The sequence below is a fragment of the Microbacterium sp. Y355 genome, assembly GCF_059445345.1.
In genome coordinates, this window is record NZ_JCAIUD010000001.1 from 1,654,292 (window position 1) to 1,678,269 (window position 23,978).

The 23,978-nt window shown below is 66.0% G+C and carries 22 protein-coding genes; 10 read left to right on the forward strand and 12 right to left on the reverse strand.

All coding sequences use genetic code 11. The annotated features are described in order from the left end of the window. Positions 1-49: 49 nt before the first annotated feature. Positions 50-5,866, reverse strand: coding sequence for a DUF4082 domain-containing protein (locus AC1C2O_RS07965; RefSeq protein WP_495429891.1), 5,817 nt, complete (start codon positions 5,864-5,866; stop codon positions 50-52). 230 nt (positions 5,867-6,096) lie between these two features. Here AC1C2O_RS07965 and AC1C2O_RS07970 point away from each other — a divergent pair, with 230 nt between their 5' ends. Then, positions 6,097-6,699, forward strand: a complete 603-nt coding sequence (locus tag AC1C2O_RS07970; protein WP_495429892.1) for an acyltransferase — start codon at positions 6,097-6,099, stop codon at positions 6,697-6,699. A 21-nt stretch (positions 6,700-6,720) separates the two neighbouring features. On the opposite strand, the gene glmM is transcribed toward AC1C2O_RS07970, so the two are convergent. The 3 genes from glmM to rplM are packed head-to-tail and all read right to left on the reverse strand — an operon-like array spanning position 6,721 to position 9,055. Further along, positions 6,721-8,079 (reverse strand): phosphoglucosamine mutase, encoded by a 1,359-nt coding sequence (glmM, locus tag AC1C2O_RS07975; protein ID WP_495429893.1) that lies wholly within the window; start codon positions 8,077-8,079, stop codon positions 6,721-6,723. A gap of 14 nt (positions 8,080-8,093) precedes the next feature. After that, positions 8,094-8,579: a 30S ribosomal protein S9 gene (gene rpsI / locus AC1C2O_RS07980; protein WP_495429894.1), complete on the reverse strand. Its 486-nt coding sequence runs from the start codon at positions 8,577-8,579 to the stop codon at positions 8,094-8,096. 29 nt (positions 8,580-8,608) lie between these two features. Then, positions 8,609-9,055, reverse strand: coding sequence for a 50S ribosomal protein L13 (gene rplM / locus AC1C2O_RS07985; protein WP_495429895.1), 447 nt, complete (start codon positions 9,053-9,055; stop codon positions 8,609-8,611). A 482-nt stretch (positions 9,056-9,537) separates the two neighbouring features. Between rplM and AC1C2O_RS07990 the strand changes: the two genes are divergently transcribed. Next, entirely contained in the window at positions 9,538-10,533 is a 996-nt protein-coding gene (locus tag AC1C2O_RS07990; protein WP_495429896.1) for a putative endonuclease domain-containing protein, read from the forward strand. Between the two features lie 328 nt (positions 10,534-10,861). On the opposite strand, the gene AC1C2O_RS07995 is transcribed toward AC1C2O_RS07990, so the two are convergent. Next, positions 10,862-12,826: an acyltransferase family protein gene (locus AC1C2O_RS07995; protein ID WP_495429897.1), complete on the reverse strand. Its 1,965-nt coding sequence runs from the start codon at positions 12,824-12,826 to the stop codon at positions 10,862-10,864. A gap of 62 nt (positions 12,827-12,888) precedes the next feature. Between AC1C2O_RS07995 and truA the strand changes: the two genes are divergently transcribed. Continuing rightward, positions 12,889-13,734, forward strand: a complete 846-nt coding sequence (gene truA, locus AC1C2O_RS08000) for a tRNA pseudouridine(38-40) synthase TruA (protein ID WP_495429898.1) — start codon at positions 12,889-12,891, stop codon at positions 13,732-13,734. A gap of 52 nt (positions 13,735-13,786) precedes the next feature. After that, positions 13,787-14,464, forward strand: a complete 678-nt coding sequence (locus AC1C2O_RS08005; RefSeq protein WP_495429899.1) for an endonuclease/exonuclease/phosphatase family protein — start codon at positions 13,787-13,789, stop codon at positions 14,462-14,464. 162 nt (positions 14,465-14,626) lie between these two features. On the opposite strand, the gene moaA is transcribed toward AC1C2O_RS08005, so the two are convergent. The 5 genes from moaA to AC1C2O_RS08030 are packed head-to-tail and all read right to left on the reverse strand — an operon-like array spanning position 14,627 to position 18,873. After that, the gene (moaA, locus tag AC1C2O_RS08010; RefSeq protein WP_495429900.1) at positions 14,627-15,685 is read right to left on the reverse strand and encodes a GTP 3',8-cyclase MoaA; all 1,059 of its coding nucleotides are present in this window, start codon (positions 15,683-15,685) and stop codon (positions 14,627-14,629) included. Between the two features lies 1 nt (position 15,686). After that, the gene (locus AC1C2O_RS08015) at positions 15,687-16,907 is read right to left on the reverse strand and encodes a sulfate/molybdate ABC transporter ATP-binding protein (protein WP_495429901.1); all 1,221 of its coding nucleotides are present in this window, start codon (positions 16,905-16,907) and stop codon (positions 15,687-15,689) included. After that, a complete protein-coding gene (locus AC1C2O_RS08020) occupies positions 16,883-17,686 on the reverse strand; it encodes an ABC transporter permease (RefSeq protein ID WP_495431710.1) in 804 nt (267 codons plus the stop codon). The genes AC1C2O_RS08015 and AC1C2O_RS08020 overlap by 25 nt, the downstream gene beginning before the upstream one ends. A gap of 5 nt (positions 17,687-17,691) precedes the next feature. Continuing rightward, positions 17,692-18,459, reverse strand: a complete 768-nt coding sequence (gene modA, locus AC1C2O_RS08025; RefSeq protein ID WP_495429902.1) for a molybdate ABC transporter substrate-binding protein — start codon at positions 18,457-18,459, stop codon at positions 17,692-17,694. A 21-nt stretch (positions 18,460-18,480) separates the two neighbouring features. Beyond that, entirely contained in the window at positions 18,481-18,873 is a 393-nt protein-coding gene (locus tag AC1C2O_RS08030; RefSeq protein ID WP_495429903.1) for a TOBE domain-containing protein, read from the reverse strand. Between the two features lie 116 nt (positions 18,874-18,989). Here AC1C2O_RS08030 and AC1C2O_RS08035 point away from each other — a divergent pair, with 116 nt between their 5' ends. The 6 genes from AC1C2O_RS08035 to AC1C2O_RS08060 are packed head-to-tail and all read left to right on the forward strand — an operon-like array spanning position 18,990 to position 23,043. Beyond that, positions 18,990-20,144 carry a ThiF family adenylyltransferase gene (locus AC1C2O_RS08035; RefSeq protein WP_495429904.1) on the forward strand — a complete coding sequence of 385 codons (1,155 nt, stop codon included), beginning with the start codon at positions 18,990-18,992 and terminating at the stop codon, positions 20,142-20,144. Then, entirely contained in the window at positions 20,144-21,379 is a 1,236-nt protein-coding gene (locus tag AC1C2O_RS08040) for a molybdopterin molybdotransferase MoeA (RefSeq protein ID WP_495429905.1), read from the forward strand. The genes AC1C2O_RS08035 and AC1C2O_RS08040 overlap by 1 nt, the downstream gene beginning before the upstream one ends. Next, positions 21,376-21,852, forward strand: coding sequence for a cyclic pyranopterin monophosphate synthase MoaC (moaC, locus tag AC1C2O_RS08045; protein ID WP_495429906.1), 477 nt, complete (start codon positions 21,376-21,378; stop codon positions 21,850-21,852). Before AC1C2O_RS08040 ends, moaC begins: the two co-directional genes overlap by 4 nt. Then, entirely contained in the window at positions 21,828-22,541 is a 714-nt protein-coding gene (mobA, locus tag AC1C2O_RS08050) for a molybdenum cofactor guanylyltransferase (RefSeq protein ID WP_495429907.1), read from the forward strand. The genes moaC and mobA overlap by 25 nt, the downstream gene beginning before the upstream one ends. Next, positions 22,538-22,810, forward strand: coding sequence for a DUF6457 domain-containing protein (locus AC1C2O_RS08055; RefSeq protein ID WP_495429908.1), 273 nt, complete (start codon positions 22,538-22,540; stop codon positions 22,808-22,810). Before mobA ends, AC1C2O_RS08055 begins: the two co-directional genes overlap by 4 nt. Next, entirely contained in the window at positions 22,810-23,043 is a 234-nt protein-coding gene (locus AC1C2O_RS08060; RefSeq protein WP_495429909.1) for a MoaD/ThiS family protein, read from the forward strand. Before AC1C2O_RS08055 ends, AC1C2O_RS08060 begins: the two co-directional genes overlap by 1 nt. A gap of 10 nt (positions 23,044-23,053) precedes the next feature. Here the strand turns inward: AC1C2O_RS08060 and AC1C2O_RS08065 are convergent, their stop codons facing one another. Continuing rightward, positions 23,054-23,488, reverse strand: a complete 435-nt coding sequence (locus AC1C2O_RS08065) for a molybdenum cofactor biosynthesis protein MoaE (protein ID WP_495429910.1) — start codon at positions 23,486-23,488, stop codon at positions 23,054-23,056. Next, complete coding sequence (locus tag AC1C2O_RS08070) at positions 23,485-23,964, reverse strand: MogA/MoaB family molybdenum cofactor biosynthesis protein (protein ID WP_495429911.1); 480 nt, start codon at positions 23,962-23,964, stop codon at positions 23,485-23,487. The genes AC1C2O_RS08065 and AC1C2O_RS08070 overlap by 4 nt, the downstream gene beginning before the upstream one ends. Positions 23,965-23,978: the final 14 nt, after the last annotated feature.

Consider the following 23,978-nt stretch of genomic DNA (forward strand, 5'->3'; position numbering starts at 1 on the left):
TTCCCCTCACTTCTCCCCTTGTGTCATCACGGTAATTTCGTCGTAAGTCTTATTCGAGAGGGTCGAACAGCACGTCGACCCAGTAATTGTTGGTGGATGTACTGCCCGGGAACTCACGGGAATAGACCCATGCGCTGCCGCTCGCCGGGATCGTGAAATGTCCCATGCTCGTCGCCTCGGCGAGCGTCCCGAGATCCACGGCGTATCGACCGAATGGGCTGTATAGACCGACGCGATACTCGACGCCGGGCTCAAGGACGATGGGTGTCGCGAAGGCGGCCGTCTGCCAGCCTTCCGCCGTCTCTGCGGAGAATTCGACCTCCGCGAGTTTCGTTCCGTCTGCATCCCAGAGGTATCCGGTGTGCTGTCCCGTGTTCGCCGTGCCCTTGTAGAACCGCACGCCAGTCACGTCACCTGCCACGTCGACGGTGAACCTCGTCGCGACCTGCACTCCGTCCGGGTCGTTCCACCAGGGATTCTGAGGCGTCGCATCACCGAAGATGGACGTCACGTCCACTATCCGTGGGACGTCAACGGTCGTGAAATTCCAGGTCGGGTCCGTGATCGTCATGCCCTCCGCGGCGATCGACGCCGTGTAGGTCGTCAACCACGCGAGCGGATCCGCAGGAGTGAACGTCACCGTGCGTGTCGCGGGATCGTACGTGGACTCGCCCGCGACGTTCGCTGTTCCATTGGCCAGCGACAGCGTGACAGATGGGACATCGATATCGAGAGCCGCTGTGACCGTCGTCGTCGGTGCGACCTCGCCGCCGTCAGCGACGGGCTCTTTCGCCGACACAGAGACCGTGAGCGCTGGCTCCGGGGTCGGGGTCGGGGTCGGCGTTGCCGTCGCTGTCGGAGTTGGTGTCGGCGTCGGTGTCGGAGTTGGTGTCGGCGTCGGCGTCGGAGTTGGTGTCGGCGTCGGAGTTGGTGTCGGCGTCGGCGTTGGTGTTGCCGTCGGCGTCGGAGTTGGTGTCGGCGTCGGAGTTGGTGTTGCCGTCGGCGTTGGTGTTGCCGTTGGTGTTGCCGTCGGTGTCGGTGCTGGCGTCGGTGTTGGCGTCGGTGTCGGCGTCGGCGTCGGAGTCGGTGTTGCCGTCGGAGTTGGCGTCGGAGTGACGCCTGGCGTTCCCGAGCCGAACACGATCTCAGCGTCAACGAAGTACGCCGACGAGTTCCACGCTCCGGTCGGGAATCCGCCGCTCGGCCCATACGCGAACCGGCCGTTCGCGCCACCGGGCGCCGTTATCGATCCGCTGATCTTGTCGGATGCGAAGTACGCAGGGGTAATCGCGTAGTGCCCGTTCGGAGCCAGATACGAAACCACATATTCGACACCGGGCGAGACCTCGACCGGTGTCGACAGTGCCGCACGCTGCCAGCCGGACGCGGTCTCATTGGCGAAGGCGACGGAGGCGAGCACTCGCCCTTCGGCATCCCACAGCGTGCCTACGTGAGCGCCGGTATTCGCCACGCCCTTGTAGAAACGGATCGCCGTCACTTGACCGGCGCGAGACACCGTGAAGGCCGTGCCCACTTCGACGGCGTCGGCATCCGCAGCAGTCGCGCTGTACGGCGTCTCGTTGCCGAAGATCGTGTCCGTCGATCCGGGAAGCTCCGGCTCGACCGTGGTGAACTGCCACTCGTCAAGTGACTGGCCACCGATCAGCACGGCTACGGTGTAGGACGTGGCGAGCGCAAGCTCGGCCGCGGGCGTGAAGGTGATCATCTTCGACGCTTCGTCGTACGACGTCGAGCCCGAGACCGCGACGCCTCCGGCCGAAAGTGCGAGCGTGGGCGCGGGTGCGTCCGCAGTCAGTTTCGCGGTCACTGCGGCCGTGACGGCGACGTCCGTTCCGATCGGGGTCTTGGCAACCACGGCGACTGCGGGCTCGGTCGAACTCCCGGCGATGAAATCAACGTCCACGTAGTAGTTCGAGGCCTGGAAGCTCTCCGTCGGCATCGAGCCGCCATTGCCATAGCGGTAGGTGCCGTTCACATCGGCATCCGCTGTCAGTGGGCCGCTCGTCTTCGCGACAGAGAAGTATCCGCTTGCGGCGACATATCGCCCCTGGGGCGAAAGGTAAGAAACCGAGTACTTTTGACCGGCCAGGATCGTCACCGGATTGGACAGCACAGCCCGCTGCCATCCACTCGCTGTTTCGTTCTGGAACACAACGGTGGCCAGAGCCTCCCCCGTCGACGACCACAGTGTTCCCGTATGGGTTGCGCTGTCTCCGACTGGCTTGTAGAAACGCAGCGCCGTGACTTGGCCATCGACCGAGCTGCGGAAGGACATCCCCAGTTCGAGCGAGGCCGAATCGGTCACCGATGCGGCCGCTGGCACCTCTGTACCGAAGAACGTGTGGACGGTCGTCGACGGGTCCTGTTCGACCGTGAACGTCCAAGTGCGATCGGAACCATCACCAGATGCCCCACTGATTCCGCCGATGGTGACCGTGGTGGCTGCCCCAAAGGGAAGGGGCTCGGCCGGGTCAAACGTCAGAGTCATCCCGTCACTCGATGTGCTCACGGTTCCGGCGGTGGCTACGCCATTCGCGGTGACGCTGACTGTCGGCGTCGAAGAGAGCGCCTCGTTGAACGTGGCGGTGATGGCGGTGTCACGGTCTACACCGGTCGCACCTGCCGCAGGCGATGTCGAGGTCATCAATGGGCCGGTCGTCTCGGTCTCGAAGACGATGTCGACGAAATAGCTCGTCGACGTGGGCTGCGCAGGAACCCCATCGGTGTAGGTGAATGCTCCGCCATTGGTAGGCACCGTAATCGGGCCACGCGAGTATCCGTCCGCGAACGCCGAAGGTGTCACGGCATAACGCCCGTTGGGCGCGGTGTACGACACGACGTATTCATCGCCGGGTTGCAACGCGATCGGCGTCGCGAAGAGCGCAGTCTGCCATCCTGATGTCGATTCGCTGCTGAACGTTACTTGCCCGAGCTGCTGGCCTGCGGACGTCCACAGCGCGCCTACGTGGGTGCCGTCATTACTGAGCCCCTTGTAGAAACGGACGGCGGTAACAAGGCCGGGCTCTGAAACGGTGAATCGCGTCCCGAGCGTCACGGCGTCCCGATCTGCGTCAGCCGAAATCAGCGGTCGGTCAGCATCGGTGTAGATGGAGCACGGGCACTCCCCCTCTGGAGGAACAGGTACCGCTGTCGTGAACTTCCATGCACCACCGGGGTCGAAGTCGGTGCCGGCCGGCGGTGTCGCGTCGACGGTGACGGTATAGGTCACTACGGGATCGAGCTCGGCGGCGGGCGCGAAGCGCACCGTCCGCGTCGGCGCGTTATACGAACTCGTGCCCGCCACGATCTCGCCCGCGGCATCCTTCACCTGTAGTTCGGCGGAGATCACATCAGTGGTGAAGACCGCAGTGACGTCGGTGTCGGTCGGCACGCTTGAGCTGCCCATTGCGGGTTGGCGCGCACCGATGCGCGCCGTGTTGTCCAGGACAGAACCGAAGATCACATCGACGTAGTAGTTCGAGTCGCCAAAGGTATTGGTCGGGAACTGCCCCGCGTGGCCATAGAGCCCTGGGCTGGCCGCCCCGACCCCCGAGGTGACGACCACCGGTGTGGAGGATCGCCCGAGGTAGGGCCAGTAGTTATCGACATAGGCGTATCCACCCTGCGGAGCGCTGTACGACACGACGTACTCTGTGCCCGCGGTGACTTCGACCGGCGTATCAAAGAGGGCGGATTGCCACCCCGTATTCGTCTCACCGACGAACGTCACGCTTGCCAAATTCTCGGCCCCTGATGTCCAGAGCGTTCCGACGTGTGTGCCGAGGTTTCCGTCGCCCTTGTAGAAGCGCACACCCGTGACATAACCATCCGCCGCAGGTGTGAAACGCAACCCCAGCTCCACAGGTTGCGTATCGTCTGACGAGGCAAGGGTGGGAATGTCTTCACCCTGGGCCGAGTACGGACCGGCGACCGCGACGGCGCGAGTGGTGCCCGCCGCGGAATAGTTTGCGCTGTCATCGATGCCTCGGGCGATGATCGTCGCCTGGCCGGCACCCTGCTGAATGTAGGAGTACGACCACTGCGTCGTACCCTGGGCCGGATGCCACGAGCTGCCACCATCGGTGGACACCTCCACACCCGCGACCCTGCCGCCGCTGTCCGTTGCCGTACCGATCGCGGTCACTCTGGCACCGTGGGCGATCTGCTCCCCCTCGGCAGGCGATGTGATCACGGTCGTGGGCGCCGTCGTGTCGACGCTCTTCGATGCCGCCGTGAGCTCGTCCATGAGCGTTTCCGGCTGAGCATCCATGTCGGCGAGCAGGTTGACCTGCGCCTGCTGCATGCGGGGGTCGGCTGCCGGACGCGATCCATCGTGAGTGCTGTCGAGTCCCCATCCCCACTGCACACTCCCGGCGGAGAACACCAGTGCGCCGCTCGGCGCGCGATACAGCGTCACGTGATGTTCGGTCGTGCCAGCCGTGACTGTGTTTCCGTAGTCGCGGAGGTACTGCGGTGTACCGCCGATCATCGTCGACAGGCGGATGAGGCCCTCTGGTCGGAAGCCATTGTCGATGTCCTCGTTCGACTCATAGCCGACAGTCTGATCTCCCAGCGGCTCGGACTGCCCGGCGGGAATCGCGTCAAGCCCCGTGTTGCGCCACAGGCGCATGTCGCCCTCTTCGGACGTCACGGTCACCGGATGCGCCACATCATTGACCATGTACATCGTTCCGGTCAGTGCATTCTCCGGCAGGTGCCCGCCCTGCGCGGCATCCGCGAATCGCGGGTCGCGCCAGGTGCCTGTCCATTCCGAGGAGGTGTCATCGATCTTGCCGTTGCCCCAGGTCTCCTTGTACGACACGAGCGTGCGATACGGCGTCGCGGACTCGTCTGCAGAGTTCTCGTAGCGGGTGCGCCAGTAGCCTTCGTTGCCCGTGAGGAACTGCATGTTCACGCCGGCGTCACGGGCCGCCTCCATGTTCGCGCGCTGCGCGCCAGACCAGTACTCGTCGTGCCCAACAGAGAGGAACACCTTGTGGTTGAGCAGCTCGCCGCCCCGGCGATCGGTGTCGAGCCCTGCGATGTAGCTCATGTCGTAGCCGTTGCGTTCGAGGAACCGCACGGTGGCGTACTCGGCGCTGAAGTAGAAATCACGAGCCTCAGTGCCGCCCCTGGTCGCGAACGGGCGGTTGTAGCTGATCTTGTAGGCACGGCCGTTGGCCGCGCCCTGGTAGAAATCGGAGCCACCGTACCTGTTGTACGCGTGCCAGGTCGGGTCCGACGTCTGGAACACGATGTCGGAAGTGTTGCCATCGTTGCGGACGATGAAGGTGATGTGACTCGAGCCGCCGGTGTCGCCGCGGATCAGTTTCGCGACGTACACGCCTGACACAGCATCCGCCGGCACATCCCACGACGCCGAAACGTCCCATGTGCCGCAGTCGTAGAGCTCTGTGGTTTTGTCAGATTCGCACTCGTCTTGATCCTGAGGAAGCACCGCTGAGGGCGAGACGGAGTCGATCAACCGTGCGCCCAGGCTCTGATACCACCCAGTGCGATAGACGTCGATTGTGTATGCCGCGGCATCCGTGTCGATCTTGAAGTCGATGCGCTGCCCGAGGTTGACTGAGATGTCTGTGGCGAAGCCCTGAATCGACGGATCACCGGCACCGTCGATGTCCCAGATCTCCGGATCAGTGCCGGGTTTTGAGTTCTCGCAGGCGATCAGGTTGATATCCGCGCCGCACGAGCTACCGGAGGCCTCGGCGGTCGCCGGAAACGTCGCGAGTCCGCTCGCGACAATCGCGAGCACCGTCATTGCTGCCGCCAGGCCGCGTCCGATATGACGCGTCGCCTTGGTACGGCGAACGGATAAGTTCCCCATGCTCCCCAGTTTCCCCAGTGGAACCGCAACGCTCCCCGCGCACGACCCCTATTCACAATCTGCGCGTCTTCGTCGCTCGTCCCATACGAGCGGACGCGAAAGATTGTCCCGAAGGTCACTATAGCGGACAGCCTGCTCCGGCGTCACTCCCTATTTTTCGGACGTCACAGCCTGCCCCTATGCTGATGCTCATCCGTCTGGAAGAACCACGGAATGAGTGGAGCGAGCGCATGAGCATTGCAGAATCAGCCACGATCCAGCCCACGGCCGATGTCGACGAGCGCGTCGAGATCGGTGCCGACTCGCGTGTCTGGCACCTCGCGCAGGTACGCGAGGGTGCGCGCATCGGCAGCGGCTGCAACATCGGTAGAGGCGCCTATATCGGTCCGGATGTGGTCCTTGGCGACAACTGCAAGATCCAGAACTATGCGCTCATCTACGAGCCGGCCCGCCTCGCCAATGGCGTGTTCGTGGGTCCGGCGGCTGTGCTGACCAATGATGAGTTCCCGCGGGCGGTGAACCCCGATGGGTCAGCGAAATCGGCTGACGACTGGCATGCCGTCGGGGTGACGATCGAGGAAGGCGCCTCGATCGGCGGTCGTGCGGTGTGCATCGCACCCGTGACCATCGGCGCGTGGTCGCTGGTCGCCGCCGGCGCTGTCGTCACGAAGGATGTGCCCGCGCACGCGCTCGTCGTTGGAGTGCCTGCACGGCGCGTGGCCTGGGTCGGTCGTGCAGGGCGTCCCCTGGTTCGCGACGGCGACGACTGGGTATGTCCAGTCAACGGCGAGCGGTACCGCGAAGATCACGACAGTCTGCAATTGATGTCGTGAGCATCGCTGGCACCTGGAGCGCTATAGCGCCAGACGTTCCTTGACCACGCCGGCGAGCTTCTCAGCGTAGGACTGAGCGGTCTCAGCATCCGCAGCCTCAACCATGACACGCACGAGCTGCTCGGTGCCGGACTTGCGCAGCAGCACACGCCCGGAGTCTCCGAGTTCCGCTTCGACAGCGGCGACAGCATCCTGCACGCCTTCGTCGTCAGCGCAACGATCCTTGTCGACGTCGCGCACGTTGATGAGCACCTGCGGGTACACCGTCATGACCGAGGCGAGCTCGGCGAGGGTCTTCTTCTGATGCGCCATCTCAGCAACCAGGTGCAGCCCTGAAAGCACGCCGTCGCCCGTGGTTGCGAACTCGCTCATGATCACGTGACCGGACTGCTCGCCGCCCAGCGCAAAACCGCCGGCGTTCATGTCTTCGAGCACGTAACGGTCACCGACGGCCGTCTGGCGCACAGTGATCCCGTGCTCTTTCATCGCCAGGTGCAGACCGAGATTGCTCATCACGGTCGCGACGAGAGTGTCGTTGGTGAGGTGTCCGCGTTCCTTCATCGCCACCGCGAGGATGGCCATGATCTGGTCGCCGTCGATCGAGTTGCCATCAGCATCCACGGCGAGGCAGCGATCTGCATCGCCATCGTGTGCGATGCCGACGTCAGCGCCGAGCCGGACGACAGCCTCAGCAAGGTTGTCGAGATGCGTCGAACCGACACCGTCGTTGATGTTGATGCCATCAGGGTCTGCGCCGATGACGGTGAGGGTGGCGCCGGCATCCCTGAAGGTCTCAGGCGACACACCGGATGCCGCGCCATGCGCACAATCGAGCACCACATGGATGCCGTCAAGCCGATGCGGCAGCGACGCGAGAAGGTGCAGCTTGTAACGGTCCTCCGCGTCGGAGAACCGTTGAATACGGCCCACGCCGGAGCCGGTGGGGAGAAGTTTCTCCCCCGCCATCGCGGCCTCGATGCGCTGCTCGACCACGTCGGGGAGCTTCACACCACCACGGGCGAAAATTTTGATCCCGTTATCGGGCGCCGCGTTGTGCGACGCAGACACCATGACACCGAAGTCGGCATCGTGATCTGCGACGAGGAACGCCAGGGCCGGAGTCGGAATGACGCCGGCATCGAGAACGTCGACGCCGGATGCGGCGAGACCGGCAGAAACTGCGGCCACGAGGAACTCACCGGAAACACGCGGGTCGCGGGCCACGACTGCGGACAGCCGCTTACCGTCGGCCTTGCGAGCCTCTGCAGTGCGGCCCTGGCCCAGGACGACAGCAGTCGCCTGGGCCAGGGTGAGCGCGAGGTCGGCGGTGAGGATGCCATTGGCAAGCCCTCGCACGCCGTCCGTGCCAAAAATCGGCATCGAGACGATGGACCTTAACGCTTCGAGTACTGAGGCGCCTTGCGAGCCTTCTTGAGTCCAGCCTTCTTGCGCTCCTTGACGCGAGCGTCACGGGAGAGGAAGCCGGCCTTCTTAAGGGCTGCGCGGTTGTTCTCTTCGTCGATGCCGTTCAGCGAACGAGCGATGCCGAGGCGCAGTGCGCCGGCCTGACCCGAGTCGCCGCCACCGGAGATGCGCGCGATGACGTCGTACGCACCCACGAGGTTCAGCGTCGTGAACGGGTCGTTGATCAGCTGCTGGTGCAGCTTGTTCGGGAAGTAGTCCTCAAGCGAACGGCCGTTGACCGTGATCGTGCCGGAGCCGGGGACCAGACGCACGCGGGCGATGGCCTGCTTGCGACGGCCGACAGCTGCGCCGGGGACGTTCAGCACGGGACGGGGAGCCGTCTCCGCTACTGCAGTCTCCGGGCTCGAGGTCGAGTAGTTCTGAGGGGTTTCGGTGGTGTCCTGAGTATCAGCCACGAGAATGTCCTTAGTAATCTTTGCGGCGCTTACTGGGCGACCTGGTCGAGGGTGTACGTCGTGGGCTGCTGAGCAGCGTGCGGGTGCTCTGCACCGACGTAAACCTTGAGCTTCAACAGCTGAGCGCGACCGAGGCTGTTCTTGGGGAGCATGCCGCGGACGGCCTTCTCCACAGCGCGGATCGGGTTCTTCTCGAGGAGCTCTTCGTAGGAGACCTTCTTGAGGCCGCCCGGGTAGCCCGAGTGGCGGTACGCCATCTTCTTCTGGAGCTTCTGACCCGTGAGCACGACCTTGTCGGCGTTCACGATGATCACGAAGTCACCCGAGTCGAGGTGGTTTGTGAAGGTCGGCTTGTGCTTGCCGCGCAGGAGCGCTGCGGCGTGGGAGGCGAGGCGGCCGAGAACGACGTCGTTGGCGTCGATGATTACCCAGTTACGCTGGATCTCCCCGGCCTTCGGGGTATAAGTGCGCGTCACAATAGTGCTGCTTTCTTGTCGAACGGAGAGGTTCGTGAATCCCACTCCGGGGTGGTTCCTGTCGGAACACGCCAGTGGAGGGCTCACGTTCGCGGCACTCGGCAGTCGAGTACCAAAGGTATAGCTTACGTCATCTCTCCCAGAAGTGGGAATCGGGGTGGCTCGGGTGCGGTCGGGCGGCCCCGGTCGGGCGGAGCCGGTCGGGCGGAGGTGTCACTCGTTGCCGCTTCACCCCGCCCGAAGCGACCATCTGCGACCCCCGCCCGCGCGCCGGACCACACGACCCCGCGGGAGGTGTCACCCGTTGCCGCTCCACGCCGCCCGAGGCGACCACCTGCGACCCCCGCCCGCGCGCCGCACCTTTCCTTCGACGCCCCGCAGGACGCGCGACTCCATCTGCACAATTCGCGGATGCCGCCGGCTCTACACAGATCATGGGTTTCGACGCTCGGCGGCGCAACCTGACGAGGCACTGTTGGCTCATGACGCGGCATCCGCTCCCTCTTCCCTCCGATCTCGGCGGGCAGTTCGCCGTGGCCGACGCCGTCGCCGAAGGATCCTCACGACGACGGATGCGCGCGACAGACCTCACGTCGCCGTTCTATGGCGTCCGTCGCCGCGCCGAACTCACTCGCCAGCGCGCTGAAGCCGCCGAAAAGGACACCGATCCCCATGCCGAGCTCCGCCGAAAACGGCTGGAGCTGATCGATGATGCGCGGGCATACGCCACGGTCATGCCCGAGGGTAGTTTCTATTGCGGACGCACGGCTGCGGCCATCCTCAACGCGCCGATCACGATTCCCGATCACCCCGATGTCGCGGTCATCGCTCCCCGGCGGGCCCCGCGAGCGAAGGGTATCCGTGGGCGCAAGGTGGCCGCGCACCTGGTCGACGTCGGCAGTTTCGACGGGTTGCCGGTATCGAGTCCGGCATCCACCTGGGCGATGCTCAGTCAAGAGCTTTCGACACGCCAGCTCGTGGAGGTCGGCGACGCACTGGTGCAGATCCCGCGGGATGATTTCGGGACTCCACATCCAACTCGAGCGCTCGCGTCGTTGCGTGACTTGACTGATGCAGTCGCAGCGGGCCCCCGACCTGGTGGCACTCAGCGGTTGCGCGATGCTCTCGAGTTGATCCGGGTAGGCAGTTCTTCGCCACTCGAGACCGACTACCGACTGGATGCCGCGTCGGCGAACCTGCCCATCCCCGAGCTGGATGTGGACATTCACGATGAGGATGGGCGGCGGATCGGCATCTCGGAGTTCCTCTACCGCGACTATCGGGTCGTCGTGGAAGTGGAAGGAGACCAGCACCGAACCTCACGAGCCCAATGGAACCGCGACATCGAGAAGTACTACGCGTACGCTGCGATCGGACTGGAAGTCGTACGCCTCACCTCGAAGCACATCCTCGGCCGGTATCCGACGGCCGTCGACCTCGTCGCCGCCACGCTGCGCCGCCGTGGCTGGAACGGGTGACGTCCCGCACAGATCGGGTTCCGGTCGGGCCGGGAAGTGACGCAGATCGGTACCGGCCGGTCCGGAGGGTCGCAGATCGTCGCCAACACGCCGCACGGGCGGCAATGTGCGACCCCTGCCTGGAACGGGACGGCGGCAGGTGTCGTCCGTTGCCGCTTTGGCTCGCGCGAGGCGGCAATGTGCGACACCTCATAGACGCGAGGCAGCGACTGGACCCCGGTGCGGGCGCAGGCGCGGGCGCCGGTACGGCGGCAGGTGTCGCAGGTTGCCGCCAACAGGCTGCACGGGCGGCAATGTGCGACCCCTCCACACGTGCCACGAGCGCCCCTCACTCCGGGAACGGCACCCGCGACGCGCGACCCGACGGCGCCTGCTCGAGTCGCTTCTCCGCGCGAATGCGATCCCGCTCGATCGTCTCGAACGCCGACTCCACGGATGCCGCAAACACCTCTCCGCCGGCCTCATCCGGGTGGATGCCGTCACCGGCGAGCAGATCCGTGTGCGAAGCGATCGCGCCCGACCAGTCAGCGACCCACACCTTGCGGTGTCGGTCTGCGAAGTCGTCGAGGTCGGCGTTGACGCCGGGAATCCACTCCCGCGGCGCATAGGCATTGACGAGGATCAGGTTTCGATCTGTACCGACGATCTGCGACATCTGATCGAGCACGCCTTGATCGACGGGCCCGTTGGTCCCGAGCGCGACGACGACGTTCTCACGCAGCTCACCATTCGCGGCGAGTGCGGTCAGGAGATCCGGCCCCGCCCAGATCGAACGCGACACTTCCGCGTCCACCGCGATCCCAGGGAACTGGTCGATCAAGGATGGCGCCGACGCGAGCATCACCGAATCGCCCACGGCCGTGATCTGCGTGCCATCAGGCACGACGATCGCAGATTCAGATGCCGCAGCATCCGATTCCCCCGGCGCGAGAGGCGCGGCGGTCGCTGCAGGCACGCCAGGCGCTGGAGTCTCGCCAGGCGCAGGCGCGCCAGGCGCAGGCGTCTCCGATGCATCTTCCACGGCCCGCTCACCGAGGGTGATCATCGCCACTGCCGACGAAGTATGGGGAGCGTTCACGATCGCACCCGTCGTCCCCGCGATAGCGACGAGCGCGACCGTCAGTGCAGCGAGTCCGGTGAAGCGAGTCACAGGTGTCCCTGCGATCCGCTGTCCGAGCGCGCGCAGCGAGCGGCGGAATCCGTAGCGTCGCAACGGTTGCTCGACAAACCTGTACGACAGTGCGGCCGCGGTGACCGAGATCACGAGCGCCAACAGCCCGGCCACCACCGGAACTCCTCCCTCGGGCCCGAACCCCTGCACACCGATGAGCACTATCACGAGAACCGGCCAGTGCCACAGGTAAATCCCGTACGAGCGATCGCCGACCCAGCGCAGCGGAGCGACATCCAGTCCACGCCCGAACCACGACCCTGGCCAGATGCCGGCGAACACGGTGAGCAGGCTACCGACGGTCGCAAGCAGCAGCGCGCCGGGGAAGGTCACAGCATCCGCAGTCTCCGGCAGCAGCGCGGCGATCACGATCGCGCCGAGGCCCACGGCCCCGATGCCCAGCGATGCCACCTGCATTCCACGCCCGCGCATCCATGCCCTCTCGGGCATATTCGCGGTAGCCAGCGCCAACGCGATGCCGAGCAGCAGGCCGAATGCGTGCGCGTCGGTGCCGAAGTACGCGCGCGTCACCTCGCCAGCTCCGACGAGCTGCGCCATCCACGACGCAGACCCACCAGCGGCGACGACGAGCACCGCCACGCGCACCCAGCGACCGGGGATCAGCAACACCAGCGGAAGCAGCAGCGGCCACACTACATAGAACTGCTCTTCCACAGCCAACGACCAGAAGTTGCGGAACAGCTCGGGCGCGGTCGCAGCGAAATAATCCGTACCATCGGCGACGGCGAGCCAGTTGTAGCTGAAGGTCGCAGCCCCCAGCACCTGGCGCCCCATCCCGACCAGCAGATCACCGCCCACCAGCCAGGCCGCGGTCGCACACACCGTGATCACGACGGCCAGAGCGGGCAGCAGCCTGCGTGCACGGCGACGCCAGAAATCGAGAAGTCGACCGGGCGCACCGAGGTGACCGAGCGGCGATGGACGCAGCAGCAACGAAGTGATCAGAAACCCGCTGATCACGAAGAAGACGTCGACCCCGACGAATCCGCCCCGCAGCGGCGAGGCCGGGAAGAGGTGGTAGACGACTACGAGGATGACAGCGACCGCACGCAGACCGTCGAGGCCCGCGAAACGTATGGAGGAGGTCTGGTTCTGTGTCATCGTGAGAGGTGCGCATCGGCTCGCGGCCGAACGAAGTCGAACGTCCAGTCTAAGCTGGTGTGGTGCGAATTCGGCTCGACATCGCCTATGACGGCACCCACTTCCGTGGCTGGGCAAAGCAGCCACGCCTGCGTACGGTGCAGGGAACTTTGGAGGATGCTCTCGCGCGCATCGTCGGCTCCGACGTCCAGTTCGTGGTCGCCGGACGCACGGATGCGGGTGTGCATGCCGCCGGCCAAGTCGCACACGTCGATCTCGACGACGTCCAGTGGTCGCGTATTGCAGCACGGCGTGGTCGTGCTGCAGAGGATTCGGCCGCATCCATCGCTCGTCTCATGCGCGGAGTCCTCAGCGCGTACCCCGATTCCACGGTGCACCGCTCGTCGCTCGCTCCAGACGGCTTCGACGCACGATTCTCTGCGGTGTGGCGACGCTATCGCTACCGGCTGGCAGACGACGTCACCGGCTACGATCCGACGCGCAGGCTCGATACCACCCGCATCCGCGGCGAGCTCGACGTCGAGGCGATGGATGCCGCGGCACAGTCCCTGATCGGCCTGCATGACTTCACGTCCTATTGCAAACCCCGCGAGGAGGCAACCATGATCCGCACGCTTCTCGACTACCGCTGGAATCGTGATGCCGAGGGCACACTAGTTGCGGAGGTCAAGGCCGACGCGTTCTGCCACAGCATGGTGCGCGCGCTCGTCGGAGCATGCGTCGCGGTCGGTCAGCACAGGCTCGATGTCGGCGATCCGGTTGTGCTGCGCGACGCGCTCGAGCGCACCAACCAGTTCAAAGTACTCGCCGCACGCGGTCTCATACTGACCGAGGTCGGCTATCCGTCAGATGACCTGCTCGCCGTGCGCGCAGAGCAGACACGCGCTCGCCGCAAGCTCCCGGAATGAACGATCACGACTGGCACGCGTTTCCATGGTTTAACGCAGTAGCGTGGCACTAATGAAGGTCATTTCTTACAATCTGCGCAAGCATCGTGCTGCGACTGAGCTTGAGGAGCTCGTGGCCGAGCACGGGCCAGATGTCCTCTGCCTTCAAGAGTGCGATGTGGATGCTCTGCCAGACGAGATCGGCGGGCTCAGCCTTGCGGATGCCACGCAGGGCAACCGCCTCGGTTTGGCGGTCTACTACCGGACCAACACCTTTCACCTACAGGCCATCCGCGCGTTCGAGCTGAAGAAATCGTTGCACGATCGGATGCTGAAGCCGGCGCACGAACGTCTGCTTGGTGTGCGGCTGCTAGACATCGACGACGGTGGGGAGCTGATCGTGGCATCCTTCCACGCCGCTCCCCTCACCGCGCTGAATTCACTGCGACGCAACCAGATCCGCAAGGCCCTCACTCAGCTCGAATCGATGGGACCCGGGCTTCCGATACTCATGGTCGGAGACTACAACTACCCCGTGTTCAAAGAGAACCTCGGCCAGACCGTGCGCGATCACGGGTACACCCTGACGCTCAGCGACGACCGCACCTACACCCGATATCGGGTGTTCAAGGGGCACTACGACTTCGCCACCTCTGATGGCTTCACGATCAACAGCATCCAGACTCTTCCGCAGCGCTCCAGCGATCACCGACCGATCCTGGTGACGTCTGCCGTGGACACTTCCCGGTAGGTCGCTGGCCCCGCCTCAACAGGCAAGGGTCACAACACGGCAAGGGTCACAACACGGCGGGGTCGCAGATTGCCGCCGACACACCCCGGATGCGACCATGTGCGACACCTCCGACGCCGGATGCGACCATGTGCGACACCTCCGACCGACCAGCGTGCCGCGTCAGCCGCCGATGGCGTTCATGCCGCGCGCAGGCTGCAGGAAGCTCGGGTCGTTGATCGCATGACCCGGCAGTTTGCCGCGGATGCAGGAGCGCAGCATCCGATCGATCCTGACGTCGACAGACTCGGCCTCTGAGGCCTCATCGGCGCGCAGGATCGGCACCAGGTCGAACTCCGTCGTGGAGAACAGGCAGTTGCGCAGCTGACCATCCGCGGTCAGGCGCAGGCGGTCGCAGTTTCCGCAGAACGGGGCAGTCACTGAGGCGATGACGCCGACGGTGTGCGTGCTGCCGTCCAGCACCCATCGCTCTGCCGGTGCACCACCGCGCCCCGGCACGGGCGTGAGTTCCCAGCGTGCGGACAGCGCGGTGAGAATCTCGTCGCGCGTGACCATCTTCGAGCGATCCCAGGTGTGACCAGCGTCCAAAGGCATCTGCTCGATGAATCGCAGCTCGGCATCGTGGGCGATCGCGAACTCGACGAGGTCGACCAATTCATCGTCATTCACGTCACGCATGGCGACGGCATTCAGCTTGAGCGGGCGCATCCCGGATGCCTGCGCAGCAGCGATCCCCGCCAGCACATCGTCGAGGCGGTCACGGCGAGTGAGCGCGTGGAAGCGATCGCGACGCAGCGTGTCGATGGAGATGTTCAGACGCCGCAGCCCCGCATCGGCGAGAGCGGGCAGCACCTCGGGCAGGCGGATCCCGTTCGTCGTCATCGCCAGCTCGACCGGGGTGCCGTCCGGCCCCTCGATCACGGAAAGCCGCCGCACGATGTCGACAATGTCGGCGCGCAGAAGAGGTTCACCACCGGTGAGTCGGAAGGTCGTCACACCGGCCGCTGCGGCAACCCGAGCAATCCGCTCGATCTCATCGATGGTGAGGATGCTGGAACGCGCGAGCCACTCGTTCCCCTGCTCCGGCATACAGTACGTGCAGCGCAGGGAGCAACGATCGGTCAACGAGATGCGAAGGTCGCGGTGCGCGCGGCCGTGCGTGTCGACCAGCGGCGAGGCCACGGGGACGACTGCGGCCACCGCTGCGCCTGGAGCATCCATATCACCGAGCGTAACCCGCTCTCGCAGGATCGGCGGCGGCAGCGGACACACTGTTACCCCGCACAGGCTGCAACCGCACATGTTCCCGAGGGATCGAGAGCGTCACTGGCGTGCCGGGCGCCAACTGCAGAGCTGCGGCCTCCTCGACGGAAACGTCAGCTATAACCTCAGGCGCACTTGTGTGCACGCGCACGCCGCCAACCGCCTGTTCCAGGCGTACGACGCGGGCGCTCCACCGAGCGTCAACACCGTCAGCAGTATCGGATGCAGCGCCGGCAGCACCGTCGCTGTCGGAGGCGGCACCCACCACAGCACCCACCTCAGCATCCGCGGAAACCATCGGCGCGAGTCGCACCACGCCCGGATGGAACACAGCGGCGAGCGGCGAGCCATCCCGCATCCCCTCCACGGGTGCCCCCGCCTCCATAACCAGCCCTGCCGCGCGCCAGCGGCCATCGATGATGCGCCCTTCGACGCGGTTCACTCCGGCGATCGTTGCCACGAACCCGGTCTCCGGCGCCGCCAGCACGTCGCGCACCGAGCCCGCCTGCGTCAGTGCGCCTTCCTCGACGAAAAGCAGACGGCTGGCGATGGCGACAGCATCCATCACGTCATGCGTCACGATCAATGCCGTCGTTCGCGTCGCAGCCAACTGATCGTGCAGCAGGGCGCGGATGTCACTCGCCGTCTGCGCATCCAGCGAGGTGAGCGGCTCATCCAAAAGCAGAACGTGAGGGTCGACAGCGAGGGCGCGGGCGACGGCGACGCGCTGCTGTTGCCCGCCGGAAAGTTGCGAGGGGCGCCGACCGCCGGTGCCATCCAATCCAACTCTGGCCAACCACTCGTCTGCCCTTCGACGCGCCTCATCACGGCTGACTCCACGTGCACGCAGCCCGAAGGCCACATTCGCACTCGCGGTGAGGTGTGGAAAGAGGCGCGGCTCCTGCCCGAGCAGGACAACGCCGCGATCCGCCGCCGCGACGAAAGACCTGGCGGATGCGACCTCCCGTCCATCGATTGCGATCGAGCCGGAATTGATGCGCCTGAGCCCTGCAATCGCCTCGAGCAACGTCGATTTGCCTGCACCACTCGGACCCATAACCGCCACCACTTCGCCCGGCGCGAGGCGGAAAGCCACGTCGAGCTGAAACCCGTCCGGCTGTGTGACGACGATGTGCGCGTCCAGCGCCGCACCGGTCATCGTGATGCCCCAGGACGCCATGCCCGCACGAGAAGCAGCACGGCGAGCGCGGTCACCAGCAGCAGCAGGCTGAGCGCCACAGCCGTGCCCTGCCCGACGCCTGAGCCGTTGAATGCCGTGTAGATCGCCAGCGGCATCGTCTGCGTGACACCAGGAGCGTTGCCCGCGAACAGCGCGGTCGCACCGAACTCCCCCACCGCACGCGCGAAGCACAGCACTGTTCCCGCGATCAGACCGGGCGCCGCCAGCGGCAGCGTCACCCGCCGGAGGATCGTCCATCGCCCGGCCCCCAGCGTGGCCGCCGTGCGTTCGTATGCAGTACCGGAGGTGCGCAGCGAACCCTCCAACGCCAGCACGAGGAAGGGTAGCGCAACGAATGTCTGCGCCAGCACGACGGCGGAGGTGCTGAACGGGATCCGCAGGCCCCACCAGGCATCCAGCAGCTGGCCGAGCGCACCGTTTCGGCCGAAGAGGAACAGTAGCGCGACGCCGCCGACCATCGGCGGCAGCACCAGCGGCACGGTGACCAGAGCCCGCAGCACTCCCGCAGTGCGCTGTCCACTGCGGGCGATGAGAAGTGCCAGCGGCACCCCGAACACCACGCACAGCGCCGTCGCGATCAGGCCGGTCTGCAGTGATAGCCCCAGCGCGTCCAACGCCGGGCGCGCAGTGATGTCGGCCCACAGCGTCGCCCACTGCACGCGCCCGACCAGAGCGATCAGCGGTACGACGAGAAGCGCGAGTCCGAGGATCGCTGGGAGCGCCAGCACCCGCGGAACGAACCCACTCACTTCGCGCATGCGTGTCACGGGCGGGGTGCGCCGAAGCCGTAGGACGCGAGGATCGCCTGGCCCTGTTCACCTGTGACGAACGCAGTGAACGCTGCGGCGGCATCCGGATGCTGCGATTCTGCGAGCGCGGCGATCGGATAGTCGTTCACAACACTGTCGGCCCCCTCGGGCACAAAGGATGCCACGTCCGTTCGACCCTGCACATCGGTGGCATAGACGAGCCCCGCATCCGCTTCGCCGGTGGCGACCTTCGTGAGGACGGCGGTGACATTCTGCTCAAGACTCACGGGCGTGGCAGCGACTCCGGAGTCGTCGAGGAGCGTCTGGGTCGCCGCGCCACACGGCACTTCCGGTGCACACACGACCAGCGCGAGATCCGGCCGCGCGAGATCTGCGAGCTCGGCCACATCGGCGGGGTTGCCGATGGGAGTAGCGACCACGAGAGTGTTGCTGGCGAACCGCTCCGGCGTGCCCGCGACCAACCCGGCATCCGTCACCTTCTGCATGTTGTTCTCATCGGCTGAGGCGAAAACGTCGACCTCCGCGCCGGCGATGATCTGCGTGGCGAGCACACCGGATCCGTCGGTGATGATGGGATTCACCGCGATGTCGGGATGCGCGCCCTCGAACTCGATCGCGATCTCGTCGAAGGCCACGCTGAGTGACGCAGCTGCGGAGATCGTGATCTCCACCTGCGGCTCGTCGACCGGAACATCGGTCGAGCCACCAACCGAGGGCGTGGCCGCGCATCCAGTCAGCAGCAGCACGGCGGATGCGGACACTGCGAGTATCCGTTTCACTACTCAGTCCCTCGGGGTCTCGACGATCACGTTCGTGGCCTTGACGATCGCCGTCGCGAGCGAGCCGACCTCGAGGCCGAGCTCTCGAGCCGCCTCGGCCGACATCAGAGACACCACCCGGTGCGGACCGGCTTGGATGTCGATCTGGGCCATAACGCCTTCGATCTGCACGCGCGTCACCAATCCGGTGAAGCGATTGCGAGCGCTCGTGGGCACGTCCGGCGTCCCACTCGTCGATCCGGCCATTTCGGTCGCGCGAGCGGCGAGTGCCGCGCCGGGAATCTCTGTCGGGCTGGCGCCGGTCGTCGGCAGCAGCTCGTTGTCCACCCATCGACGCACGGTGTCATCGCTAACGCCAAGAAGCCGTGCGGCATCCGAGATCTTGAAGGCCTGCATGCCATGACAATAGCAGTCGCATTCGCGGGAAACTTGTCTTTTTTCTTCCGCAGATGCGGATATCTAAGATGACGGCACGTCCTGACGCCGAGCGACGCGCGGACTACCCTGAAGCCATGCATCTTCCGCCGCTCGTCGAACCTCTCGCAGCGCTCACCACAGAGGAGCGCGCTCGCACTGCGCGCCATGCCAGCCTGCGCGTCCTCGGCGAACTCGGGCAGCGCCGACTTGCCGCCGCCCACGTCGCCGTGGTCGGCGCCGGGGGCCTCGGCTCGCCGGTGATCCTGGGGCTAGCCGCCGCCGGCATCGGAACCCTGACGATCATCGACGACGACGAGGTGGAGATCTCGAATCTGCAGCGCCAGGTGATCCACCGGCACTCCGACGTCGGCTCGGGCAAGGCCGATTCGGCCGTGCGCGCGGCCAGGGATCTCGCGCCGGCGGGTATTGTGCGCCCCGTGTACGAGCACCTCGCGCCGGACAATGCCGCCAGCATCCTGCGCGGAGCGGATGTCGTCATCGACGGCACCGACACCTTCGAGACGCGCGAGGCTGTCGCCGGCGCCTGCGAGTCGCTCGGCATCCCCCTGGTGTGGGGCACCGTGCAGGAGTTCGACGCGCAGGTGACGGTGTTCTGGTCGAATCCTCCGGCAGGAATGGCCGCCCGACGGCTGGCGGATCTCTACCCGCCCGGCAGCGTCGGCGAACTGCCCACCTGCGCCGCGGTGGGTGTGCTCGGCACCGTCTGCCTGCAGGTCGGTGCTCTGCTCGCAACGGAGGCGATCAAGCTCATCACCGGCATCGGAGATTCGCTGTTCGGCCGTGTTCTCGTCATCGATGGGCTGAACTCGCGCCAGTGGGAGGTTCCGCTCGGATCGCCGACAACAGCGGATGCCGTCACACCGGCGAGCGCAGCCCCACCTTCCGCACCGCAACCCGCCGCAACGCCCCCTCCCGCACCCGCATCGCATCCCACGATCTCGGCGCGCGAACTCGCGGACGCACTCGCGGCCGGCACGGCGGATGCCGTCGTCGATGTGCGCGAGGCCGACGAAGTGGCGACGGGGATGATCCCCGGTGCCACGCACCTGCCTCTGGCCGAACTGCTGGCCGAGCCCTCGATCGTGCGCGGTCCGGTGATCCTGGTCTGTCATGCCGGCTCGCGCGCCACTCGGGCCGCGGATGCTCTCACCGAAGCGGGCATCACGGCAACGGTGCTCGCGGGCGGCATGCTCGCCTGGGCTGCCGCCCTCGAGGCGGAACGCGCCTGATGCGCACGGTCGAAGAGCAGCTGGCGGTTGTGCTCGCCGCTGTACGCCCGCTTCCCGCCGAGCGGATCGGATTGGCCGAAGCACTCGGTCGGACCCTTGCGGAGCCGGTGCGCGCGACGCTCGATATCCCCGTATTCGACAACTCCGCCATGGACGGATTCGCCGTGCGTTTTGATGACGTCGCCGGCGCCACATCCGATGCTCCAGTGCGATTGCGCATCGTCGCCGATCTTCCCGCCGGGACCGAGCTTGATCCGACGCTCGACTCCGGCGAGGCCGCGCGGATAATGACGGGGTCGCCGGTGCCGACCGCGGCCGATGCCATCGTGCCTTTCGAGGACACCGTCGGCGGTCTCGAGAACTCCATCGACGAGGTGATCGTCGTCAGCTCTCCAAAGGCCCGCGGAGCACACATCCGACGCCGCGGCGACGATGCCCTTGTCGGCGACGAGGTCGTGCCTGCGGGTGTCGCGCTGGGTGGTTTCCAAGTTTCGGCCGCGGCCGCAGCCGGCGCATCCGTGCTCAATGTCAGTCGCCGCCCCCGGATTGCCGTCATCTCCACCGGGTCGGAGCTTGCCCCTCCCGGTGCAGCGCTGCGGCGCGGGCAGATCCCCGAGTCGAACTCGTACCTCTTGGAAGGATTGGTCGCCGAGTGCGGCGCCGACGTGGTGCTGCGGGCCGTGGTTGTCGATGATGTCGAAGCGTTCCGCGCGGCCTTGGCGGAGGCATCCGCGTTGGGTGCCGATGCGATCGTGACGTCCGGGGGCGTGAGCGCCGGTGCCTATGAAGTCGTCAAAGATACCCTCGGCCCTGGCGGAGAGCTGGAGTTCACGAAGGTGGCAATGCAACCGGGCAAGCCACAGGGGTTCGGGCGTCTCTCGGACGGAACTCTCGTGTTCGGTCTGCCGGGCAACCCGGTCAGCGTCGCAGTGTCATTCGAGACCTTCGTGCGCCCGGCGCTGCTGACGATGCAAAGGCGAGACCACGTGCACCGCTCGCTCCTGCGGCTTCGCGCCGCGGAGGGGTGGCGCACCCCGGTGGGTCGTCGACAGTATCTGCCGGCAGCGATCGATCGACAAGATGCCGGGGGCTGGACCGTGCGACCTGCGACGGCCGGTGGCTCAGGCTCGCACCTGGCCGGCGGCCTCGCCCGCGCTGAGGCCCTCGCAGTCGTCGATGCGGCGGTCGACGTCGTACGCACCGGTGATCTGGTCGATGTCATGCTGTTGTCATGACCTTTACGCATCTGGACAGCGCAGGCCACGCACGCATGGTCGATGTCACCGAGAAACAGCCGACCGTTCGTGCCGCGACGGCCCGCGGGTTCGTCCGGTGCACTCCCGAGGTCGTCGCCGCGCTGCGCGATGGAACCGTCCCCAAGGGAGATGTCTTCGCGGTCGCGCGGATCGCGGGGATCGCCGGCGCCAAGCGCTGTGCCGAACTGCTGCCGCTTGCGCACGTCATCGGCGTGCACGGCGCAACCGTCGATGTCGCCGTCGAGGATTCCGGCGTCAGCATCGAGGCGACGGTGCGCACCGCAGACCGCACCGGCGTCGAGATGGAAGCGCTCACTGCGGTGTCAGTCGCTGCGTTGGCGGTCGTCGACATGGTCAAGGGACTCGATAAATCAACGTCGATCGAGAACGTGCGCCTCGTCGCGAAGACCGGCGGTAAGAGCGGCTCATGGGTGCGGTCCGACGCGTTGTGAGTCCTGCAGGCACGGTCGACAGCACCACCGGAGTGCCCACTTCGGTCAGTGCGATCGTGCTCGCAGGTGGCCGCGCGACGCGCGTGGGCGGCGCGGCGAAGCCCCTCTTCGAAGTCGGCGGCACGACACTGCTCGCGCACGCCGTCGCCGCGGCGCACTCCATAGGATGCATCTCGATCACCATCGTCGGGCCTGAGCCTCACTCGGTTGCCGCGGACACGGCGGCTCCGCCGAGCGAATCTGCGGCGCCCGTCTGGGTGCGCGAAGATCCGCCGTTCGGCGGACCCGTATCCGCGATTGTCGCCGCACTGCGGTCATGGGGCGAGCAGGCGGACACCGTGGCCGAATGGACTCTCATACTGGCGAGCGATCTCCCTCAGGCCGAGGCCGGTGTCGCTCTGCTCGCTGCAGGCATGGTCTACTTGCCGGCCGAGGCGGACGGCGTGTGCCTTTCGGATGCCTCGTCAAAACTGCAGTGGCTGACCGGCATCTATCGCACGTCGGCGCTCTTGCATGCGGCATCGAGCGTTCCGGATGCCGGCCACGGCGCATCCATGCGCGCATTGTTATCCGACCTGGTGATCGTCGTGGTCGACGCGCCCGGGCAGATCACGGCCGACGTCGATACGTGGGAAGATCTCGATGACGCGCGGCGGCTGTGCGCCGAGCGGGAAATGGAGCAGACATGAGCGACAATTCATCGCGAACGCTGCCGCCAGAGGCTTTGGATGCCTGGGCTGCCGCACTGCGCGAACGGTTCGATCTGACGGCGGAGGACCTGCCGATCTCGCTGATCTTGAACCTTGCCGGCGATGTCGCGCGCGGGGTCGCCCGCCCGGCAGCACCTTTCAGCGCCTACGTCGCCGGACTCGTCGCCGGACGTGCCGGTGGGTCCAGCAAAGACATCGCCGAAGCGGTCGATGCAATCACCGCACTGGCGAAGACTTGGGAGCAGTAGTGGCACACGTACGCTATTTCGCTGCCGCACGCGAGGCCGCCGGCGTCGACGAGGAAGAGCGTCCGGAGTCGACCCTCGGTGCACTGCGCGCGGCCCTCAGCGCCGATCGTCCTGCACTCAGCGGCGTGCTCCCGCGCTGCGCGGTGCTGGTGGGCGGTGTTCGAGTCGACGATGCGACCCCGATCGGCTCCGACACACTGGTAGACATCCTCCCGCCGTTCGCCGGCGGTTGACGCCCGGCCGCTAGCCGCCGAGCCCTATCCAGGCAGTCGTGCCGTCGGCCTCGACTTGGCGCTTCCACACCGGCAAATCGACCTTGATCGCCTCGATAATCGTGCGGCACACGTCAAATGCCTCGGCCCGGTGCGCTGAAGCGACCGCAATGACGACGGCGGCTTCGCCTACGTTCAGCCGACCGATCCGATGACCTACCGCGACGATCGCAGTGCTCCCCGCCTCCCCCGACCGCTCTGCGAGCGCGCGCAGCGCCTGTTCGGCATCCGGATGTGAGGAGTATTCCAACGCCACAACCTCGCCCGCGGCATCCGGATCGTGATCTCGCACTCGACCAACGAAAGTCGTGGTGGCCCCGGCACGAGGGTCATCCACCGCGTCGAGATATTCCTGCAGGGTCAGCGGCTCGGCGCTGACGCGAGCAATGCGTACATCGGCGCTCATGCGTGGTCTCCTCCTGCGAGCTGGTCTATGACGTGGCCGGCGATCGACACGATCACCGGCATTCCGGATGCCACGGCGGCCGGAGATCCGGGAAGATTGACGATCAGCGCCTGGTCTGTCACCCCGGCGAGACCCCGCGTCAGCATGCCCGCTGGTTTCTCTTCCGCGCCGCGTCGTCGTAGCTCTTCGGCGATTCCCGGAACCTCGTGCGTGAGAACACGCGCGGTGCCCTCTGGGGTTTCATCGCGCGGCGAGACTCCGGTGCCCCCGGTCGTGACGATCAGCTGGGCGCCGGCCGCGAGGGCCGCCCGCAACGCACGCTCGACGCTGTCGGCGCCGTCGGTGATGACGATCGCGTCCTCGACGGTGAATCCCGCTGCGCGGAGGGCTGCCACCGCGAGTGGCCCGCTCGTGTCTGCGCGCACCCCAGCGGCAGTTCGATCGGACACGGTGATGACGACGGCTGGGTGCTGCATGCGTTCAGCCTAAA

Coding starts and splice junctions, on each gene's coding strand:
- AC1C2O_RS08065 (WP_495429910.1), bottom strand. CDS start 23,488: ATGAGCGCCGATGTACGCATTGCTCGCGTCAGCGCCGAGCCGCTGACC.
- glmM (WP_495429893.1), bottom strand. CDS start 8,079: ATGCCGATTTTTGGCACGGACGGCGTGCGAGGGCTTGCCAATGGCATC.
- AC1C2O_RS07970 (WP_495429892.1), top strand. CDS start 6,097: ATGAGCATTGCAGAATCAGCCACGATCCAGCCCACGGCCGATGTCGAC.
- AC1C2O_RS08015 (WP_495429901.1), bottom strand. CDS start 16,907: ATGGCGTCCTGGGGCATCACGATGACCGGTGCGGCGCTGGACGCGCAC.
- moaC (WP_495429906.1), top strand. CDS start 21,376: ATGACCTTTACGCATCTGGACAGCGCAGGCCACGCACGCATGGTCGAT.
- AC1C2O_RS08020 (WP_495431710.1), bottom strand. CDS start 17,686: ATGCGCGAAGTGAGTGGGTTCGTTCCGCGGGTGCTGGCGCTCCCAGCG.
- AC1C2O_RS08035 (WP_495429904.1), top strand. CDS start 18,990: ATGCATCTTCCGCCGCTCGTCGAACCTCTCGCAGCGCTCACCACAGAG.
- AC1C2O_RS08070 (WP_495429911.1), bottom strand. CDS start 23,964: ATGCAGCACCCAGCCGTCGTCATCACCGTGTCCGATCGAACTGCCGCT.
- moaA (WP_495429900.1), bottom strand. CDS start 15,685: ATGGATGCTCCAGGCGCAGCGGTGGCCGCAGTCGTCCCCGTGGCCTCG.
- AC1C2O_RS08055 (WP_495429908.1), top strand. CDS start 22,538: ATGAGCGACAATTCATCGCGAACGCTGCCGCCAGAGGCTTTGGATGCC.
- AC1C2O_RS08040 (WP_495429905.1), top strand. CDS start 20,144: ATGCGCACGGTCGAAGAGCAGCTGGCGGTTGTGCTCGCCGCTGTACGC.
- AC1C2O_RS07965 (WP_495429891.1), bottom strand. CDS start 5,866: ATGGGGAACTTATCCGTTCGCCGTACCAAGGCGACGCGTCATATCGGA.
- AC1C2O_RS08005 (WP_495429899.1), top strand. CDS start 13,787: ATGAAGGTCATTTCTTACAATCTGCGCAAGCATCGTGCTGCGACTGAG.
- AC1C2O_RS08030 (WP_495429903.1), bottom strand. CDS start 18,873: ATGCAGGCCTTCAAGATCTCGGATGCCGCACGGCTTCTTGGCGTTAGC.
- mobA (WP_495429907.1), top strand. CDS start 21,828: ATGGGTGCGGTCCGACGCGTTGTGAGTCCTGCAGGCACGGTCGACAGC.
- AC1C2O_RS07995 (WP_495429897.1), bottom strand. CDS start 12,826: ATGACACAGAACCAGACCTCCTCCATACGTTTCGCGGGCCTCGACGGT.
- AC1C2O_RS07990 (WP_495429896.1), top strand. CDS start 9,538: ATGACGCGGCATCCGCTCCCTCTTCCCTCCGATCTCGGCGGGCAGTTC.